The organism is Amycolatopsis sp. NPDC003865 (assembly GCF_053605345.1).
Genome location: NZ_JBSGJA010000003.1, coordinates 37,423 through 54,457, shown reverse-complemented (window position 1 = coordinate 54,457; position 17,035 = coordinate 37,423). Strand labels below are relative to the sequence as shown.

General features: G+C 71.9%; 14 protein-coding genes and 2 tRNA genes. 6 read left to right on the top strand and 10 right to left on the bottom strand.

Features of this window, described 5'->3' with window-relative positions; all coding sequences use genetic code 11:
* Window positions 1-54: 54 nt before the first annotated feature.
* The 5 genes from ACWEVP_RS08740 to ACWEVP_RS08720 form a co-directional block, all read right to left on the bottom strand.
* Window positions 55-128: transfer RNA gene (locus tag ACWEVP_RS08740), tRNA-Arg, on the bottom strand.
* Window positions 129-174: 46 nt separating this feature from the next.
* Window positions 175-264, bottom strand: a tRNA-Ser gene (locus tag ACWEVP_RS08735).
* A 65-nt stretch (window positions 265-329) separates the two neighbouring features.
* Window positions 330-2,045, bottom strand: a complete 1,716-nt coding sequence (locus tag ACWEVP_RS08730; RefSeq protein ID WP_452062010.1) for a phosphatidylglycerol lysyltransferase domain-containing protein — start codon at window positions 2,043-2,045, stop codon at window positions 330-332.
* A gap of 37 nt (window positions 2,046-2,082) precedes the next feature.
* The gene (locus tag ACWEVP_RS08725) at window positions 2,083-4,062 is read right to left on the bottom strand and encodes an acetoacetate--CoA ligase (protein ID WP_452062009.1); all 1,980 of its coding nucleotides are present in this window, start codon (window positions 4,060-4,062) and stop codon (window positions 2,083-2,085) included.
* Between the two features lie 19 nt (window positions 4,063-4,081).
* Window positions 4,082-4,711 carry a dienelactone hydrolase family protein gene (locus tag ACWEVP_RS08720; RefSeq protein WP_452062008.1) on the bottom strand — a complete coding sequence of 210 codons (630 nt, stop codon included), beginning with the start codon at window positions 4,709-4,711 and terminating at the stop codon, window positions 4,082-4,084.
* Window positions 4,712-4,857: 146 nt separating this feature from the next.
* Here ACWEVP_RS08720 and hisC point away from each other — a divergent pair, with 146 nt between their 5' ends.
* Window positions 4,858-5,913, top strand: a complete 1,056-nt coding sequence (hisC, locus tag ACWEVP_RS08715; protein ID WP_452062007.1) for a histidinol-phosphate transaminase — start codon at window positions 4,858-4,860, stop codon at window positions 5,911-5,913.
* Here the strand turns inward: hisC and ACWEVP_RS08710 are convergent.
* From ACWEVP_RS08710 to ACWEVP_RS08700, 3 genes are all read right to left on the bottom strand, one after another.
* A complete protein-coding gene (locus ACWEVP_RS08710; protein WP_452062006.1) occupies window positions 5,903-6,676 on the bottom strand; it encodes a sulfite exporter TauE/SafE family protein in 774 nt (257 codons plus the stop codon). The two genes, hisC and ACWEVP_RS08710, sit on opposite strands and share 11 nt — an antisense overlap.
* A gap of 69 nt (window positions 6,677-6,745) precedes the next feature.
* A complete protein-coding gene (locus ACWEVP_RS08705; protein ID WP_452062466.1) occupies window positions 6,746-6,931 on the bottom strand; it encodes a VOC family protein in 186 nt (61 codons plus the stop codon).
* Window positions 6,931-7,575: a GNAT family N-acetyltransferase gene (locus ACWEVP_RS08700; RefSeq protein WP_452062465.1), complete on the bottom strand. Its 645-nt coding sequence runs from the start codon at window positions 7,573-7,575 to the stop codon at window positions 6,931-6,933. Before ACWEVP_RS08700 ends, ACWEVP_RS08705 begins: the two co-directional genes overlap by 1 nt.
* A 44-nt stretch (window positions 7,576-7,619) precedes the next feature.
* Here ACWEVP_RS08700 and ACWEVP_RS08695 point away from each other — a divergent pair, with 44 nt between their 5' ends.
* Both ACWEVP_RS08695 and ACWEVP_RS08690 read left to right on the top strand, forming a co-directional pair.
* On the top strand, window positions 7,620-8,303 hold the full coding sequence (locus ACWEVP_RS08695; protein WP_452062005.1) for a FadR/GntR family transcriptional regulator: 684 nt from the start codon (window positions 7,620-7,622) through the stop codon (window positions 8,301-8,303).
* 60 nt (window positions 8,304-8,363) lie between these two features.
* Window positions 8,364-9,863, top strand: a complete 1,500-nt coding sequence (locus tag ACWEVP_RS08690; protein ID WP_452062004.1) for an adenylate/guanylate cyclase domain-containing protein — start codon at window positions 8,364-8,366, stop codon at window positions 9,861-9,863.
* Here ACWEVP_RS08690 and ACWEVP_RS08685 read toward each other — a convergent pair.
* The gene (locus ACWEVP_RS08685) at window positions 9,851-10,840 is read right to left on the bottom strand and encodes a beta-ketoacyl-ACP synthase III (RefSeq protein WP_452062003.1); all 990 of its coding nucleotides are present in this window, start codon (window positions 10,838-10,840) and stop codon (window positions 9,851-9,853) included. The two genes, ACWEVP_RS08690 and ACWEVP_RS08685, sit on opposite strands and share 13 nt — an antisense overlap.
* Before the next feature lie 213 nt (window positions 10,841-11,053).
* Here ACWEVP_RS08685 and ACWEVP_RS08680 point away from each other — a divergent pair, with 213 nt between their 5' ends.
* The gene (locus tag ACWEVP_RS08680; protein WP_452062002.1) at window positions 11,054-11,527 is read left to right on the top strand and encodes an Lrp/AsnC family transcriptional regulator; all 474 of its coding nucleotides are present in this window, start codon (window positions 11,054-11,056) and stop codon (window positions 11,525-11,527) included.
* Window positions 11,528-12,013: 486 nt separating this feature from the next.
* Window positions 12,014-12,418, top strand: a complete 405-nt coding sequence (locus ACWEVP_RS08675) for an SsgA family sporulation/cell division regulator (protein ID WP_400901415.1) — start codon at window positions 12,014-12,016, stop codon at window positions 12,416-12,418.
* Window positions 12,419-12,513: 95 nt separating this feature from the next.
* Here the strand turns inward: ACWEVP_RS08675 and ACWEVP_RS08670 are convergent, their stop codons facing one another.
* The gene (locus ACWEVP_RS08670; RefSeq protein WP_452062001.1) at window positions 12,514-13,617 is read right to left on the bottom strand and encodes a S1 family peptidase; all 1,104 of its coding nucleotides are present in this window, start codon (window positions 13,615-13,617) and stop codon (window positions 12,514-12,516) included.
* A gap of 446 nt (window positions 13,618-14,063) precedes the next feature.
* On the opposite strand from ACWEVP_RS08670, the gene ACWEVP_RS08665 reads away from it, so the two are divergent.
* Entirely contained in the window at window positions 14,064-16,973 is a 2,910-nt protein-coding gene (locus ACWEVP_RS08665; protein WP_452062000.1) for an ATP-binding protein, read from the top strand.
* The last annotated feature ends 62 nt before the right edge of the window (window positions 16,974-17,035 follow it).

Here is a 17,035-nt window from a genome sequence, read left to right as displayed (position 1 = left end):
ACGAGAAAGGCCCCTCCGGCGAACCGGAGGGGCCTTTGCTGTCTCAACCAGACGTGCGCCCGAAGGGATTCGAACCCCTGACCTTCTGATCCGTAGTCAGATGCTCTATCCAGCTGAGCTACGGGCGCGTGTTCAGTTGTTCTCTAACCTAGCACCCGGCGAACCGGGTACCAGCGGAGGCTCCGGGATTTGAACCCGGGAGGGGGGGTTACCCCCAACCGCATTAGCAGTGCGGCGCCATAGACCAGACTAGGCGAAGCCTCCTGGGCCCAACGACCACTGCTCAGATAGGTTACACACCCCCGGATCACCCCCGAACGGCACCCCCCTCACGCCCGTTGCAGCAGCCTGAGCAGGCGCGGGGACCGGCCGCCGAGGCCCTCCGCCTCGAACGTCGCGATGCCCACCCGGGGTAGCTCGCGGACTCCCGGATAAACCAGGTACCGCGGCACCCAGCGGGGCTGGAACTTCGCGTTGAACTTGTACAGCGTCTCGATCTGGATCCACCGCGAAAAGAAGTGCAGGACCTTCGCCGACATGCGCGCCACCGGGCCCGCGCCGATGCGCTGGCCCTGTTCCATCAGCGCCCGGAACGCCGCGAAGTTCAGGGACACCTGCGCGACGCCGTGGCGGCGGGCCGCCAGCAGGAGCTCCGAGATCATCAGCTCGTTGACGCCGTTGTCGGCCGACCGGTCGCGGCGCATCACGTCCAGGGACAGGCCCGCCTCACCCCACGGGACGAACTGGAGCACGCCTCGCACGCGGCCGCCCTGCTCGGCCGTCACCAGGACCGAGCCCGGGTCGCCCATGCGGCCGAGCGCCATCGAGAAGCCGCGCTCGGTGTCCGTGCCGCGCCAGTTGGCCGCCAGGACCTCCAGCTCCTCCAGCTCGCCCGGGCGCAGGTCCTCCGTGCGGCGCACTAGCACCTTGTAGCCCGCACGCTTCGTGCGGGCCGCGGCCTGGCGGACGCCGCGCATGATGCGTCCGTCCAACGTGAACCCGTCGACGTCCACGACCGCCTCGTCACCGATCTCCAGGACCTCCAGGCCGAACCGGGCCCAGACCGTCGCGCCGAGCTCCGAGACGCCCATCGCCGCCGGGACCCAGCCGTTGCGCCGGCAGACCTCCAGGTACTCCTCGATCGCGCCCGGCCACGCCTCGTGGTCGCCCAGCGGATCCGCCGAGCACAGTGCCACCCCGGCGATCACGCGGTAGGTGACCGCGGCCTTGCCCGTCCGCGAGAACACCGCGAACTTGTCCCGCCGCAGCGCGAAGTAGCCGAGCGAGTCCCGCTCGCCGTGCTCGTCGAGCAGCTTGCGCAGGCGGGCGACCTCGTCGTCGGTCAGCCGCGGCGCCGGCTCGGCCGAGCGCAGCAGGAAGTACGCCGACACCAGGACCGCCGCGAGGCCGAACAGCAGCCCGACGGCCGCCGTCATGTCCTCCAGCCACATCTGGTGGAACACCGCCGGCCCGCTGGCGCCGACCAGTGCCAGCGCGGACTCCGCCAGGCGGTCCGGGAAGCTCATCGGCTCCAGCACCGCGCGCGAGGCCACCGACAGCAGGATGACGTTGATCACGAACCCGGCCAGCGCCAGCTGCAGGAACACCCGCACCGCGCGCCAGCGCCCGACCACCGGGTCCGGCTTCGCGACGAAGTAGCGCCGGCTCGCGATCAGGCCGACCAGCAGCACGACGGACACCATCCCGGCGCCGAAGACGTGCCGCAGCCCGATGTGCGACACCGTGAGCAGCACGGTCGCGCCGACCGCCAGCTGCCACGCCCGGCGCTTGCGGCGGCGCAGGCCGGCGGCCAGCAGGACCAGCAGCACGCCCGTGACCAGCGCGACCGTCGCCGCCGCGACCGTCGCCTCCTGCGGCAGCTCCAGCCACTCCGACAGGTGCCCGCGCAGGTTGCGGCGCCCGGCGGGCACCAGGACCGACACGAGCGTCATCAGTCCGGCCAGCCGGGTCACCCAGGTGATCACCGCCACGGTGGTGGCTCCCGCCACCCGCCAGGTGGTCTGCGCGCGGGTCCCCGTCACCACCCGTACAACCCGTTGTGGACGATCATGCTTCCCCCATCTACCCCCCGGCGAGCTCCACGAACGGCGTCAACGCCGCCGGGTTGGCCAGCGCGTCGCGGCTGACGGCCCGGTCGGGAGCCACACCGGCGAGGATCTTCTTCACCGGTACCTCACACTTCTTACCGTTCAAGGTACGAGGAATCTCTTGAACCACGACGAACCGATCGGGTACATGCCGCGGTGACAGCGCGCTACGGAGTTCCTTCTTCAGCCGGGGCTCGACGTCTTCGAGCGAAGCGCCGCCGGCGAGCACCACGAAGCAGATCAGCTGCCCGTCCTCGTTGCCGGCCGCCGAGGTGTCCACGACCAGGGAGTCCGCGATCTCGTCGTAGCCCTCGACGACCCGGTAGAACTCCGCCGTGCCCATCCGGACGCCGCCGCGGTTCAGCGTCGAGTCGCTGCGGCCGTAGATCACCGCCGAGCCGCGGTTGGTGACGCGGATCCAATCGCCGTGGCGCCACAAGCCCGGGTACATCTCGAAGTAGGCCTCACGCAGGCGCGAGCCGTCCGGGTCGTTCCAGAAGAACACCGGCATCGACGGCATCGGCTTCGTGATGACAAGCTCGCCGACCTCCTCGACGACGGCGTTGCCCGCCTCGTCGAACGCGTTGACCGCGGCGCCCAGCGCCGGGCAGGACAGCTCCCCCAGCCACACCGGGACGTCGGGCGCCGACGCGACGAACGCCGCGCAGAGGTCGGTGCCGCCGGAGACCGAGCAGATCTGGACGCCCTTGCCGATCTCGTTCACGATCCACCGGAAGCCTTCGACGCTCAGCGGCGCGCCGGTCGAGCCCAGGGCGCGCAACGCCGTGAGGTCGTAGCGCTCGGCGGGCTTGACGCCGGCCTTCAGGCAGCTCTGGATGAACGGCGCCGACGTCCCGAAGTACGTGACGCGGTGCTGCTCGGCCAGGTGCCAGAGCGCGTTGAGGTCGGGATGGCCGGGGCTGCCGTCGTAGAGCACGATCGTCGTGCCGACGAGCAGGCCGGAGATGAGGAAGTTCCACATCATCCAGCCGGTGGTGCTGAACCAGAAGAAGCGGTCGCCGGGCCCGAGGTCCGTCTGCAGCGCGAGGGCCTTGAGGTGTTCGAGGGTGATGCCGCCGTGGCCGTGGACGATGCCCTTCGGCAGGCCGGTGGTCCCCGACGAGTAGAGCACCCACAGCGGGTGCGCGAACTCGACCGGTTCGAACAGCAGGGGCGCGCCTTCGTGCTTCGCGAGCAGCTCGTCCCAGTCGAGGGCGCCGTCCAGCCGGCCTTCGCCGACGTAGGAGACGAGCACCGTCGCGGCCAGCGACGGCAGCTTCGCCTGCAGGTCGGTGACGGTCCCCCGGATGTCGAACTGGCGGCCGTTGTAGGCGTAGGCGTTGACCGCGAAGAGCACCTTCGGCTCGATCTGCACGAACCGGTCGGCGACCGCGCGGACGCCGAAGTCCGGCGAGCACGACGACCAGATCGCCCCGATGCTCGCCGTGGCGAGGAACGCGACCAGCGTCTGCGGGCAGTTCGGGGCCAGCGCGACGACGCGGTCGCCCTTGCCGACGCCCAGTTCGAGCAGCGCCGCCCGGGCCGCGCCGACCTGGGCGCGGAGCTCGCCGTATGTCAGGTGGTTCGCGAAGCCGTCCTCGCGGTGGAAGATCACCGCGAGCTCGTCGTCGCCCTTCGCCGCACCCGCGACGCCGGGGGTGAGCGCGTGCTCGGCGTAGTTCAGCGTGGCGCCGTCGAACCAGACCGCGTTCGGCATCTCGCCCGAGAGCACCTCGCCCGGCTGGTCGTGCCAGCGAACGCCGAGGAAGTCCGCGACCGCCGTCCAGAAGTCCGGGCCGCGCTCGACGGAGAACTCCCAGAGCGAGCGGTAGTCGTCCACCTCGACGCCGCGTTCGGCACGCAGCCACTGGCGGAAGGCTTCGATCTTGGTGTCGGCAACGTGGCTCGGCTCAGGGCGCCAGAGCACTTCGGGGGCGTCGGCGGTGTGCGTCACGTCACGACTGTAATCCCGCCTACCGTAGGTGGGCGTCGAACCAGTTCAGGGTGCGCTGCCACGCTTCGGCGGCCGCGCCGGGGTCGGCGTCGAAGCGGTGGTTCGCGCCCGGGTAGTGGACGACGTTGGTGGCGACCTTCGCCGACGCAGCCGCGTCACGCAGCCGCTCGACGTCGGCGCCGCCCGCCTCGTCGCCGGCGTCGCCGTACATGCCGAGCCACGGGCTGGTGAGCTTGCCGGCGATCTCGACCAGCGCGGGCAGTTCCGCGACCTGCTGCCCGCCGACGCTGACAGCGGCGCCCAGCCTCCGGTGCGAGGCGACGACGAGGGCCGCGGTGCCGCCCAGGTCGAAGCCCATCACGCCGAGCAGGTCGGCCTGGACGCCGCGGTCGACGAGCCAGGCGAGTGTGATGTCCGTCGCGTCGAGCAGGTCCTGCTGCGTCAGCTCCGCGTTCTCCAGGTGCGGGGTGACGGTCAGCCAGCCTTCGAGGGCGAGGCTGGCGAGCAGCAGCTTGACGCCGTCGGTGACGCCGTCCGCCTCGTGCAGGACCACCAAACCGCCGCGTAGCGACCCCTCCGGTTCCGAGAAGGTCAGGGTCAGGGCGCGGCCGTCGGTGCGCTGGTAGTCCACGGTGCTGGTCGACGTCATTGCGTCACTCAATCACTTGGAGGTGAACGGAAGGAACCCATCTAAGCAGCTCTCCCGGTCACATACCGCCTGAAGGGAGTCGCGGGGCGGCGGGCGGAAAAGATACGGTGACGGGGTTGTCCCGTTCAATCGGAGGAGCGCCGAAGATGTCGTCCGTGTCCCCTCGTGCCGACCTCGAATCGTTGCCGAAGTACATCCCCGGCCGGACGATCGAAGGCGCGATCAAGCTGGCGAGCAACGAGGTGCCCGGCGGCGCGCTGCCGAGCGTCGCGCAGGCGATCGCCGAGGCGGCGGCCGGGATCAACCGCTACCCCGACACCGGCTCGCAGGCGCTGCGCGAGCGGCTGGCGCGTGAGCTGGACGTCCCGGTGGAGAAGGTCGCCATCGGCTGCGGCTCGGTGTCGCTGTGCCAGCAGACCATCCAGGCCGCCTGCGCCCCCGGCGACGAGGTGCTCTTCGGCTGGCGGTCGTTCGAGGCCTACCCGATCGTGACGCAGGTGGCGCACGCGAAGCCGGTCATGGTCCCGATCACCGAGGGCCAGGAGCTCGACCTCGACGCGATGCTCGCGGCGATCACCGACCGGACGCGCGTGGTCTTCGTCTGCAACCCCAACAACCCGACCGGCACGGCGATCCGCCGCGCGGAGCTGGAACGGTTCCTCGACGCGGTCCCGGAGCGCGTGCTGGTGGTGCTCGACGAGGCGTACAAGGAGTTCGTCACCGACGCCGAGGTGCCCGACGGCGTCGAGTACACGCGGACGCGCTCGAACGTCATGGTGCTGCGCACGTTCTCGAAGGCGTACGGTCTCGCGGGCCTGCGCGTCGGTTACGCCGTCGCGCCGGAGCCGATCGCGGACGCGCTTCGCCAGGTGTACGTCGCCTTCTCGGTGAACATGCTGGCCCAGGTGGCCGCGCTGGCGTCGCTCGACGCCGCTGACGAGCTGCTGGCGCGCTGCCAGGAGATCGTCGCCGAACGCGGCCGGGTGCGGGACGCGCTGCTCGCGGCCGGTTACCAGGTGCCCGAGACGCAGGCGAACTTCGTGTGGCTGCCGCTGGGGGACAAGGCCGTGCCGTTCGCCGAGCACGCCCTGGACCGCAAGCTGGTGGTGCGCCCGTTCGCCGGCGACGGCGTGCGCGTGACGATCGGGACCCGCGAGGAGAACGACCTCTTCCTGGCCGCGGCGCGCGACTTCAGTCGCTGAACTGCTTGATCACCAGCTGGACGACGGCGGCGAGGCCGATCACGACGATCACGCCGCGCAGCACCGCCGGCGGCAGCTTCCGGCCGATCTTGGCGCCGAGGAAGCCGCCGGCGGTCGAGCCGACGGCCAGCCACAGCACGACGGGCCAGCTGATCGGCGCGACGAACGCGTAGATCACGCCGGCGACGACGTTCACCACGGCGGCGAGGACGTTCTTGACGCCGTTGAGCTTCTGCAGCGGTTCGGACAGCAGCATCCCCATGACCGCCATCAGCATCACGCCCTGCGCGGCGGTGAAGTAGCCGCCGTAGATGCCGATGAGGAAGATGAAGAACATCAGCAGCGGACCGGCTTTGTGCTCTTCGCCGTTCTCTTCGCGGCGCTTGGCGACCCACCGGGACACCTTGGGCTGCACGATCACGAGGATCACGGCGAGGCCGACGAGCACCGGGACGACGGCTTCGAAGGCGTCCTTCGGCAGCGACAGCAGCAGGATGGTGCCACCGATGGCGCCGAGGAACGACGCGACGGCGAACTTCGCGGTCTGCCGCCAGTAGCCGGTGAGCTCGTGCCGGTAACCCCAGGCCCCGCTGAGGGTGCCGGGCGCGAGGCCGATGGCGTTGGACGTCGTCGCGGTCACGGGCGAGTAGCCCAGCGCGACGAGGACGGGGAAGGTCACGAGGGTCCCCGACCCGACGACGGCGTTGATGGTGCCCGCCCAGATCCCGGCGACCACCACGATCACCGCGTGCCACCACGTCATGAAGCATTCACGTGCGGAGCCTAAGCATCGTGAGCCGGTCCCGCGACGCAGATGTGTCCGGTCGGACACTCACCGCGGGGTGAAGACGCAGAATTCGTTCCCTTCCGGGTCGGCCAGCACGTCCCATTCGATGTCGTCGTCCCGTTCCCGGACCACGGTCGCGCCCAACGCCAGCAGCTCGGCCTTGTCGCCGAGGACGTCCAGGTGCATGCGGTTCTTGCCGGTCTTGGGCTCCGGGACCGGGTTGAGCCAGATCAGCGGCCCGCCGCCGGCGGGATCGACGATCCTTCCGGTACGTGGGCGGGCACCACCTCGGAAGCCACCCGCCAGCCGAGCGCGTTGTAAAGACCGCGCCCGGCCTCCGAAGCCAGCAGTGCGTTCGTTCGCGCGCCGGCCGCGACACCCAGGCGGTGCATCACCACCCGGCCGAGCCCGCGCCGCCGGTGGGCGGGCTCGGTGACGATCCGGTCGAACACCGCCACCCCGCCGGCCACCGCGACCCAGCCGCGGGCCGCCGGCTCGCCCCCGGACGTCACCGACACCGACCACAGCGGCTCGGCACCGTTCACCGCCACCTCGTACGACGGCGGCACCTCGGCGGGCGGGATGCCGCCCTCGAACGTCATCAAGTACTCCGTCTCCCCCGCTTGCCACTCCGGTGTCAGGCCCGTGAGCACCGCCTCCCGTGCGCCGCACGTCTTCAGCCACGTGCCCGGCTCGGCGACCGTGCGCGACCGCGTGGCCACCGCCGACGGCGACCGCAGCAGGTAGCGGACGCGGTGGCCGGGCAGGCCGACGTCGACGCGGAAGCCGTCCGGCTCCGCGACCGGCTCCGGCACCGCCCGCGAGACCACCCAGCCCCGCACCCACGCCCCCAGGATGTCCATGCCCGCGATCATGACAGGCACCCCCGACAGTTTCCGCGAGCTGAGAGGATGGCGGCGTGGACACCGAGCAGGTCTGGAGCGCGACCGTCGACCGGCTGCGGGCGCGGATCGACTCCGGCGACCTGCCGCCCGGCAGCAGGCTGCCCGCCGAACGCGTGCTCTGCGAGGACCTCGGCATCAGCCGCGGGTCGCTGCGGCAGGCCCTGCGCGTCCTCGACTCCATCGGGTACGTCCGGATCCGCGCCGGCTCCGGCACCTACGTCCGCGAACAGCAGGAACAGCCCCTGCGGACCTGGTTCACCGAGCACGACCAGCTCGTCGAAAAGCTCTTCGACCTGCGCGCGACCGTCGAGCCGACCCTCGCCGAGCGGCTCGCCAGGCAGGCGAGCGCGAAGACCGTGAGCCGGCTCGAGGACAACGTCGCCGAGATGGCGCAGGCGGCCGAGGACGGCGACATGCTGCACGTCATCGCCGCCGACGCCGAGTTCCACCGCGTGATCGCGCAGAACGCGGGCAACGACGACGTAGCCGGGCTGCTGCGGTCGGTCCTCGCCCTGGTCGGCGAGGAGCGGCGGGCGGCGCTGCGGCTGCCGGGCCAGATCCGCAAGGCGGTCGACGACCACCGCGCGATCCTCGACGCGATCCGCCGGTCCGACCCGGCCGCGGCCCGCGAGCTGACGCTGAAGCACCTGGTCGACGCCAAGACGTACGCGCACGACTTCGCCGCGGAGGAACGCTGATCGAGAAGGTGCTCTTCACGGTACCGCTTCTGTCCAGCGCCGCGCCGTACGATCAACGCCGTGCGCAAGATCGCCGTGAAGAACTTCCGGGTCGTGTTGCGCACCAGCCTGGGCTTCGCCGGGCTCGGCGTCGGCTCCAGTGTCGCCGGTTCCGGCGTCGTCGCCCTGCTCCTGCTCCTCCAGGGCCTGCCCGGTGACGTCGGGGACCGCGGCTGGATCCTCGGCCTGACCGCCGCCGCCATCGTGGCCGGGTCGCTGCTCGCCGGGACGCTCTGGACCGCCTGGCTGCAGCGGCGCACCGCCATCTGGTTCGTGCTCGGCCGGCCGCCGTCGGAAAGCGAGGCGCGCCGGGCCCTGCGGCTGCCCGTCGACATGGCCGTCGTCAGCGGCACCCTCTGGCTCATCGGGACCGTCGTGCTCAGCGTGCTGGCCGGCGTGCTCGGCTCCGGCGAGGACGCCGTCGGCATGGCGACCGTCATCGGGCTCGGCGGCCTCACCACCGTCGGGCTCACCTACCTCGCCGCCGAATGGGTGGCGCGGCCGGTGATGACCATCGCCCTCGACGTCCTGCCGCCGCGCGGGTCGCTGCCCGTCACCGTGCTCACCCGGCTCGTCGTCACCTGGGCGCTGGCCAGCGGCGTGCCGTTCGTCGGCGTCCTGCTCGTCGCCGTCCCGCCCGACCTCGGCTCCGGCGACCACACCGCGAGCCTGATCATGCTGTCGGTCATCGGCCTCGCGGTCGGCGCCATCGGGACCGCGTTGCTGGCCAGGGCCGTCGCGGCTCCCCTGCACCGGCTGCGCGTGGCCCTCGACCGGATCGCCCGCGGCGACAACGAGGTCGCGGTCGACGTCGACGACTCCAGCGAGATCGGCCTGCTCCAGACGTCGGTCAACCAGCTCGCCGCCGGGCTGCGCGAGCAGGCGCGGATGCGCGACCTCTTCGGCAGGCACGTCGGCGCCGACGTCGCCCGGCACGCCCTCGAGTACGGCGCGTCCCTGTCCGGCGACGTCCGCGAGGTCACGGCGCTGTTCGTCGACGTCGTCGACTCGACCGCGCTCGCCTACCGCACCCCGCCGGAAGAGCTCGTGCGGAAGCTGAACCGGCTGTTCGCCGCCGTCGTCTCCGCGGTGAACGCCCGCGGCGGGCTCGTCAACAAGTTCCAGGGCGACGCCGCGCTGTGCATCTTCGGCGCTCCCACCCGGCTCTCGGACGCCCCGACCGCCGCGCTCGCCGCGGCCCGCGCGATCCGGGACGAGGTGTGCACGGACGGCGAGCTCGACCTGGGCATCGGCGTCTCCAGCGGCCCGGTGTTCGCCGGGCAGCTGGGCACCAGCAGCCGGCTCGAGTACACCGTGATCGGCGACGCCGTGAACGAGGCGGCGCGGCTGACCGAGCTGGCCAAGACCGTGCCGTCACGCATCCTCGCCAGCGACGCCGTCGTCTCGGCCGCGTTGCCGAGCGAAGGCGCCTACTGGGAGAAGCACGGCGAGCTGGAGCTGCGCGGCCGCCAAGAGGTGACACCGACCTGGACGGCCGGCCCGAAACCTCAGGACAGCTGACCCAGATCCGGCCAGCGCAGCACCGTCGAGCCCCACGTCAGGCCCGCGCCGAACGCGCTGAGCAGCACGCGGTGCCCGGGCTGGAGGGTGCCGTCGGCGCGGGCGTCGGCCAGGGCGAGCGGGATCGACGCGGCGCTGGTGTTGCCGACGCGGTCGATGTTGGCGACGACGGCGTCGGCCGGCATGCCCAGCTGCTTCGCCGTCGCCTGGAGGATCCGGATGTTCGCCTGGTGCCCGACGAAGCGGTCGACGTCGCCGACCATCCAGCCCGCGCGGTCCAGCACCGTCCGCGACGACTCGGCCATCCGCGCGCAGGCGTGCCGGAACACCGCGGTGCCCTGCATCGCGAGGAAGCGGTCGCTCGGCTGGTCGGACAGCCGTCGCCGGGCGCCGCCGGCCTCGACCCACAGCAGGTCGGCGTGCTCGCCCTCGCTGTGCAGGTCGAACGGGCCGAACGCACCGGGCTCGCCGGGCTCGCCCGCGCGCAGCAGGACCGCGCCCGCGCCGTCGCCGAAGATCGGGACGGTCGTGCGGTCCTCCGGGTCGATGAGCGTGGTGAAGGTGTCGGCGCCGATCACCAGGACGCGCTCGGCGAGGCCGCCGGCGATGAAGCCGGCCGCCGTGGCCAGCGCGTAGACGAAGCCGCTGCAGACGGCGTTGACGTCGAAGGCCGCGGCCGTGCCGAGCCCGAGCCGGGCGGCGACCTGCGGTGCGCTGGCGGGGCAGGGCTGGTCCGGGGTCGACGTCGCGAGGACGACGGCGTCGGCGGAGCCCCCGCCGAGCGCTTCGCGGCCCGCCCCGACCGCGAGGTCCACAGTGGACTCCGCCGGGCCGGCGACGCGGCGCTCCCGGATGCCGGTGCGGGTCCGGATCCACTCGTCCGTGGTGTCGAGCCGGGCGGCGATCTCGTGGTTGTCCAGGACTTTCGGCGGCAACCACGAGCCGAGGCCGGTCAGCACGGCGGCAGGTGCGGGCACGGGAGAGCCTCCCCACGCCGGCGGGTTGACGGAGCGTCCGGCTGGTCTCCCACTTCTATGGGCTACCCCCTGGTAGACCGGTCAGTTGTGTTCCAGGTCACGAAAAAAGTTGTTTCACTTTCGCCTCGGACGGAGTAGTGAGCACGGTCACGGTGGAGTGAGCCGGCAGCGAACTCGCGGCAAATCGTCGGGGGTCCCGGTTAGCCTGCTGGGGTGCAGACTCCCGACCTCGACCAGCTCGACATCGCCATCCTCGCCTGCCTCCAGGAGGACGCCCGCACGATCGCCGAGACGATCGGCGCGAAGGTCGGCCTCTCCGCCGCGGCGGTGCAACGGCGGATCAAGCGGCTGCGCGAGGCGGGCGTCATCGAGCGCGAGGTCGCGGTGCTGTCGCCGGAGGCGCTCGGGCTGAGCATGACGTTCGTGGTCATGGTCGAGCTGGAACGGGAGAACCTCACGGTCCTGGACGCGTTCCGCCGCCAGGTGCTGGCCGACGACTGCGTCCAGCAGTGCTACTACGTCACCGGCAACGCCGACTTCGTGCTCGTCGTGACGTGCCCGGACATGACGGGCTTCGAGGCGTTCACCCGGCGGATGTTCTTCGACAACCCGAACGTCCGGCACTTCACCACGAGCGTGGCGATGGACCGCGTGAAGGTCGGGCTCACCCTCCCGCTGGGGCCGTAGGCGGGGTCCAGGCTTCTCCGTCTGCTTGCGGACCACCGACGCGGGCGCGCGCATGCCGAGCCGGTTGAGCGCGTACCCCAACCGTGACGGTGTCAGTGCGATCGCGCCCTTGAGCCCGACGGCCGCCAGCGTCACCGCGTCTTCGATCGCCTGGCAGGCGCCTCCCCATCGTCGTGCCGGATCTGCTGCACGGTCCACAGTGGATCGCCGGGATCGCGATCGCCCTCGGCACCGCGACGGCCGCTCCCGCCGGCGTCCGGGCTGCTTAGCGTCAGCAAACGCGCTGACCTGGTCCGTACTGGCCCGGACCATCACCGGCAGTCGCCGGGTGAACGCAAGGGGTATGTGCCGGACGTTACACCACAATGGACGGATGCAACCGATCAAGTGAACGTGAGAGTTTCTTCGTCATGACCGTCGTGCCTGGTCATCTCCTCCTCGAACAGTTCGCGCCGCGCGAACCGCCACCGGACTCCAGGAGGGGCCATGCAGACCGACGCCGTTCACCAGAGCCAGTTCGTGGTGCTGAACGAGAGCACCACGCCCGTCCTGTCCCGCCTCTCCTACCACGCCGACGAGCCGTTCGCGGTCACCGTGGCGTTCCGGACCGAGCGCGGCCGGTGGATCGAGTGGACCTTCGCGCGGGACCTCCTGGTCGACGGCCTCGACGAGCCGGCCGGCCTCGGGGATGTCCGGATCCGCCCGGACCTGTCCGAGGACGAGGACTTCCTGACCCTGGAAATCGAGTCACCGGACGGCTATGCGTCGTTCGAGCTCGAGGTCGAGGACGTCCGCACGTTCCTCGACGCCTCCTACGAACTGGTGCCGCTCGGCGAGGAGAGCGCGCACTTCGACGTCGACGGGCTGATCGAGGAGATCAGCAACGTCTGACCCCCGACCTCCCAATCCCGCGGCGAGGACGAAGGGCGGGTTTCGAGTGCGCTGGAGGCACTCGAAACCCGCCCTTTCGCCTTCTCGAAAAGGGGTCAGCTGGTCTTCAGGGTGGTGCCGGTGCCCGACAGCGCGCCGGCGATCGGGTAGAAGTACGTCACGCTGGTGTTGCCGCCGGACAGGACGCCCTGCGCGTAGTTGCCGGCGATGAAGCCGCCGCCGGAGTCACCCGCGGCCGAGCGGACGTTGGTCGCGGTCATGCCGTTGACCGTGCCCTCCGCGTAGCGGACGCTCTGGTTCTTCGCGCCGATGGTGCCGCAGGTCCAGCCGGTGGTCGAGCCGGCCTTGCAGACCGACGAGCCGGTCGCCGCGTTCGACGAGCCGCGCACCGCGGTGCCGTTGTTCATCTGCGCGACCGGGGTCCAGTTGCTGTTGGTGCGGACCGCCGCGTAGTCGACGCCCGGGAAGCGGTAGGTGATCCAGCTGCCGAGCGACGCGCCGTTCGACCCGGTCAGCGAGCCGCCGCCGGTGAGCGCGCCGCAGTGGCCGGCGGTGACGAACCCGGTCGTGGTCGCGAAACCGACCGAGCAGCGCGACGAGCCGCCGATGTAGTAGGCGTCCCCACCGCGGATGTTGGCGTGCAGCGTCGGCTTGGAGGTCGCGTCGAGGATCGTCACCGACGACTTGTCCACACCGGACCGCGCGAGGAACGCGTCCGCGGCGGCGCGCTGGCCCTGCAGCACGGAAAGCGTGACGCGGTTGGTGGTGGAGTCCACGCCCCAGCCGGTGATCGCGTACGGCGCCGAGGCGTCGAGGGCCTTGAACCTGTCCACAGTGGAGTCGAGCTGGCGGGCGCTGAACTTCACGACCTCCGCCTCGGCCCCGGACGCCTGGATCTTGGCGACCGACGCGGCGTCCGTCGTCTGGATGTGCGCCTTGCCCGTGGCGGCGTTGTAGGTGGCGCCGCCGAAGGTGTCGCCGAGCGTCGCGGTGACGGCCTCGGTGACCTTGGTCGCGACGTCTTCGCTCTTCAGCCGCGACAGCACCTGGTCGTGGGTCAGGCCCAGGTCGCGCTGCATGGCGGGCACGATGTCCGGGTTCAGCAGGTCCTGGCCCGACGCGGGAACGGCGACCGCGACGAGCGCACTCGTCATCGTCACCGCGGCGGCAGCGGCACCGAAGAGTCTGGCGATCTTCATGCTTCTCCCTAGGTGGTTACGCGCGGCTCTGCACCGGCCACGCAGTGGTACTCCCCTGGGTGAGCGTCCCCGGAGTGGGCGTTACGGTGCAATCCGGGCGCCCGGCGAATGCGTATACGCATTCACTCCGGACGAATCCCCTGTTCCAAGCGGTCCGGACCCGGGATCGTCACCCGGTCGGACAGGTCCTTAAGTAGGGTTTCCGTGAACTACTTTCAGTAGCCAACACCCCGCCCGGAACGTGTTAAGCACCGCCGGAACGCGCGAAACGCCGAAGTTTCGCACGCGCAGTGACCCCAGACCGGCGGATCCCGCGGCAAACCGGTGACAGCGGGTAGGCGGACGTGTGACGGTGGTACCGACCACCTATTCGGTTAATGGTTTACGGAGCGTCGAGCGCTGCTTAGGCTCCGCGCACACCCCGGTAGGCGTCGAGGAGGTCGGTTATGTGGCTGACGGCTCCCCGCCCCACCACGGTGAGCGTCCGGTCCGGACCCGCCCGGCTGACCGGCCGCGACACCGAGCTCGACGCCATCGTCGACGTGCTCAAGCGGCGCCCGGCCGCCGTCCTGATCGAGGGCGAACCCGGGATGGGCCGCACCCGGCTGCTCGTGGAGATCGGGCGCCGCAAGGAGTTCGCGGGCGGCCGCGTGCTCACCGGCGCCTGCCAGCCGCTGCGGGAACCGTTTCCCTACGGGCCCGTCCTGGAAGCGCTTCGCGAGGTGGGCGACGCCCCGCTCGGGCCGCTCAGCCCGGTCGCCGGCGTGCTGCGGCCGTTGCTGCCGGAGCTCGCGGAAGCGCTTCCCCCGCGCCCCGAACCCCTGCCCGACCCGGTCGCCGAACGCCACCGCGTCTTCCGCGCGGTGCGGGAGCTCCTGCAGGCCTGCGGACCGACGCTCGTGCTGATCGACGACCTCCAGTGGGCCGACGAAGACACCCGTGACCTCATGCGGTTCCTCGCCGGCTCGATGCCGCCGGAGCTGGCGGTGGTGGCCACCTACCGGTCGGCGACGGACGTGCGGCCCGGCCCGCTCGGCGCCCCCTTCCGGACCGACCCGGCCGTCCACTCCGCGCGGGTCGCGCTCGGCGCGCTCGACGCCGCCGCCGTGCGCGCCCTCGCGGTCGAAATCCTCGAACTGCCCCGCGTCACCGACGAGTTCGCGGCGAAGCTGCACGAGTGCACCGCCGGGATCCCGTTCGTGGTCGAGGAAACCCTGCGGGCCCTGCGCGAAGCGGCCGAGCGGCTGCCGGTGGGCGAAGTCCTCTCCGACCGCATGCTGGAGAACCTCGAAGTGCCCGTGCTGCTGCGGGAAGCCGTCACCGAACGGCTGGCCGCGCTGCCCGGAGACGCCGTCCGGCTGGCGGGCGCGGCCGCGGTGCTCGGCGTCGGTGCCGAAGCCGAGGTGCTCGGCGAGCTCGCCGGCCTGTCCGGCGACGCACTCCGCACGGCGTTGCTCGCCGCGTTGTCCGGCGGCGTGCTCGGCGAAGTCGGCGACAGCAAGTACGGCTTCCGGCACCCGTTGGCGCGCAAGGCGGTCTACGACACGGTGAGCGGACCCGAACGCGCGTTGCTGCACGCGCAGGCGATCCGCGTACTCGCCGCGCAGCCGTCCCCGCCGCTGACCCTGCTGGCGCGGCACTCCCGCGCGGCCGGCCGCGTCGACCAGTGGCGGCACTACGCCGAAGCCGCCGCGGACGATGCCATCACCCGTGGCGAGACGTCCCGCGCGATCGACCTCCTGCAGTCGGTGCTCGCCGAGCCCGGCCCGGCGCAGTCCGACATCGGACGCGTCGCCGGGAAGCTGAGCCAGGTCGCGTTGCGGGGCTTCCGGCCCGACGTGATCGGCACGCTGCAGCGCGTCCTCGAAGAGGTGACGCTGCCGCCGTCGGTCCGCGGCTCGATCCGGCTGAGCCTCGGCATGCTGCAGGTCCGGACCATCGGCGGGCTCGGCCGCGGCCGGCTGGAGGTCGAGCGCGCGGTCGGCGAGCTGACCGACCGGCCCGACCTCGCCGCGCGCGGCATCACGCTGCTCGCCCAGCCGATCGACGGGCTGACGCCGTTGTCGTGGCACGAGTCCTGGCGCGCCCGCGCGGGCGAGGTGTACGAGCGGCTCGACGACCCCGAGCTGCGGCTCGCCCTGACCGCCGACCGCATCGCCGCGGCGTCGCACGTCGGCGACGGCTCCGCGTGGGCGGAGTTCGAGGCGCTGTCGGACACCGTCGGCACGGTCGCCGAGCGCGTCCAGCTGGCCCGGCTGTGGTGCAACCTCGCCGACGGCCAGTCGTGGGCGGGCCACCTCGACCGCGCGGAACGGCTGGTGACCGAGGGCGTCCGGCGCGCGACCGACGCGGGTGCGCTGTACGCGATCGGCCTGATCCAGGGCACCCGCGTCCGGCTGGACTGGGTGCGCGGGCGCTGGAGCGGGCTCGCCGAAGCCGCCGAGCAGCTGCGCGACAGCTATCCGGAACTCGGCCCGATCGTCATGGAGTCGTCGCTGGTGCTCGGCGGGCTCGCGGCCGTGCGCGGGGAGTTCGCCGCCGCGCAACGGCACTTGGCCGCGGCGAGCGTGCACGCGCCGGACCGCGGACCGATCCCGGTGGTGCTGTCGGCCGCCGGGGTGCTGATCTCGGTGCTGCTGGCGACCGACGACGTCGACGGCGCGTGCGCGGTGGCCGACACGGCGGTGGCCGCGGCCGGCCGCAAGGGCGTCTGGATCTGGGCGGCGGCGCTGGTCCCGGCGGCGGCGCAGGCGTACGCGCGGGCCGGGCGCTGGCCGGAGGCCGACAGCGTGGTCGAGGCGTTCGCGCGCGGGATTGAAGGCCGGGACGCCCCGGTCGCCGCGGCCGCGCTGGTGGCCGGCCGGGCGGTGCTGCTCGAGGCGCGCGGCAAGCACCTGGCCGCGGCGACGCTGTTCGACGAAGCAGCGTCGGGGTACGCGGCGCTGCCGATGCCCTACCCCGCGACGGCGATGCGCGAGCGAGCGGCGATGTGCCGTCTCGCGGCGGGCAACCGGGACGCGGTCGAAGAGCTGACCGCGGCGGCCGAGGCGTACGAGCAGCTCGGAGCCACCCGGGACGCCGGACGCTGCCGCCACCAGCTGCGCGAGCACGGCGCGTGGGCGCCTTCCCAACGCGGGCGGCGCGGCTACGGGAGCGAGTTGTCGCCGCGGGAACGCGAAGTCGCGCGGATGCTCGCGGAGGGACGGACGAACCGGGAGATCGCGGACGGGCTGTTCCTTTCGCCGCGCACGGTCGAACAGCACGTCGCGAAGGTGCTGCGAAAACTCGGCGCCCGCTCCCGGACGGACGTGGCGAGAAAGCTGCCCGGCGAAGTCACCACGGCACCGGCTGGCTAGCCGGACGGCGGCGTCCTACGTTGGGCGCGTGACAGAAGAGGCACTTCCCGCCTGGCGCCGGC

Coding starts and splice junctions, on each gene's coding strand:
- ACWEVP_RS08675 (WP_400901415.1), top strand. CDS start 12,014: ATGCAGACCGACGCCGTTCACCAGAGCCAGTTCGTGGTGCTGAACGAG.
- ACWEVP_RS08670 (WP_452062001.1), bottom strand. CDS start 13,617: ATGAAGATCGCCAGACTCTTCGGTGCCGCTGCCGCCGCGGTGACGATG.
- ACWEVP_RS08700 (WP_452062465.1), bottom strand. CDS start 7,575: ATGATCGCGGGCATGGACATCCTGGGGGCGTGGGTGCGGGGCTGGGTG.
- ACWEVP_RS08665 (WP_452062000.1), top strand. CDS start 14,064: ATGTGGCTGACGGCTCCCCGCCCCACCACGGTGAGCGTCCGGTCCGGA.
- ACWEVP_RS08710 (WP_452062006.1), bottom strand. CDS start 6,676: ATGACGTGGTGGCACGCGGTGATCGTGGTGGTCGCCGGGATCTGGGCG.
- ACWEVP_RS08720 (WP_452062008.1), bottom strand. CDS start 4,711: ATGACGTCGACCAGCACCGTGGACTACCAGCGCACCGACGGCCGCGCC.
- hisC (WP_452062007.1), top strand. CDS start 4,858: ATGTCGTCCGTGTCCCCTCGTGCCGACCTCGAATCGTTGCCGAAGTAC.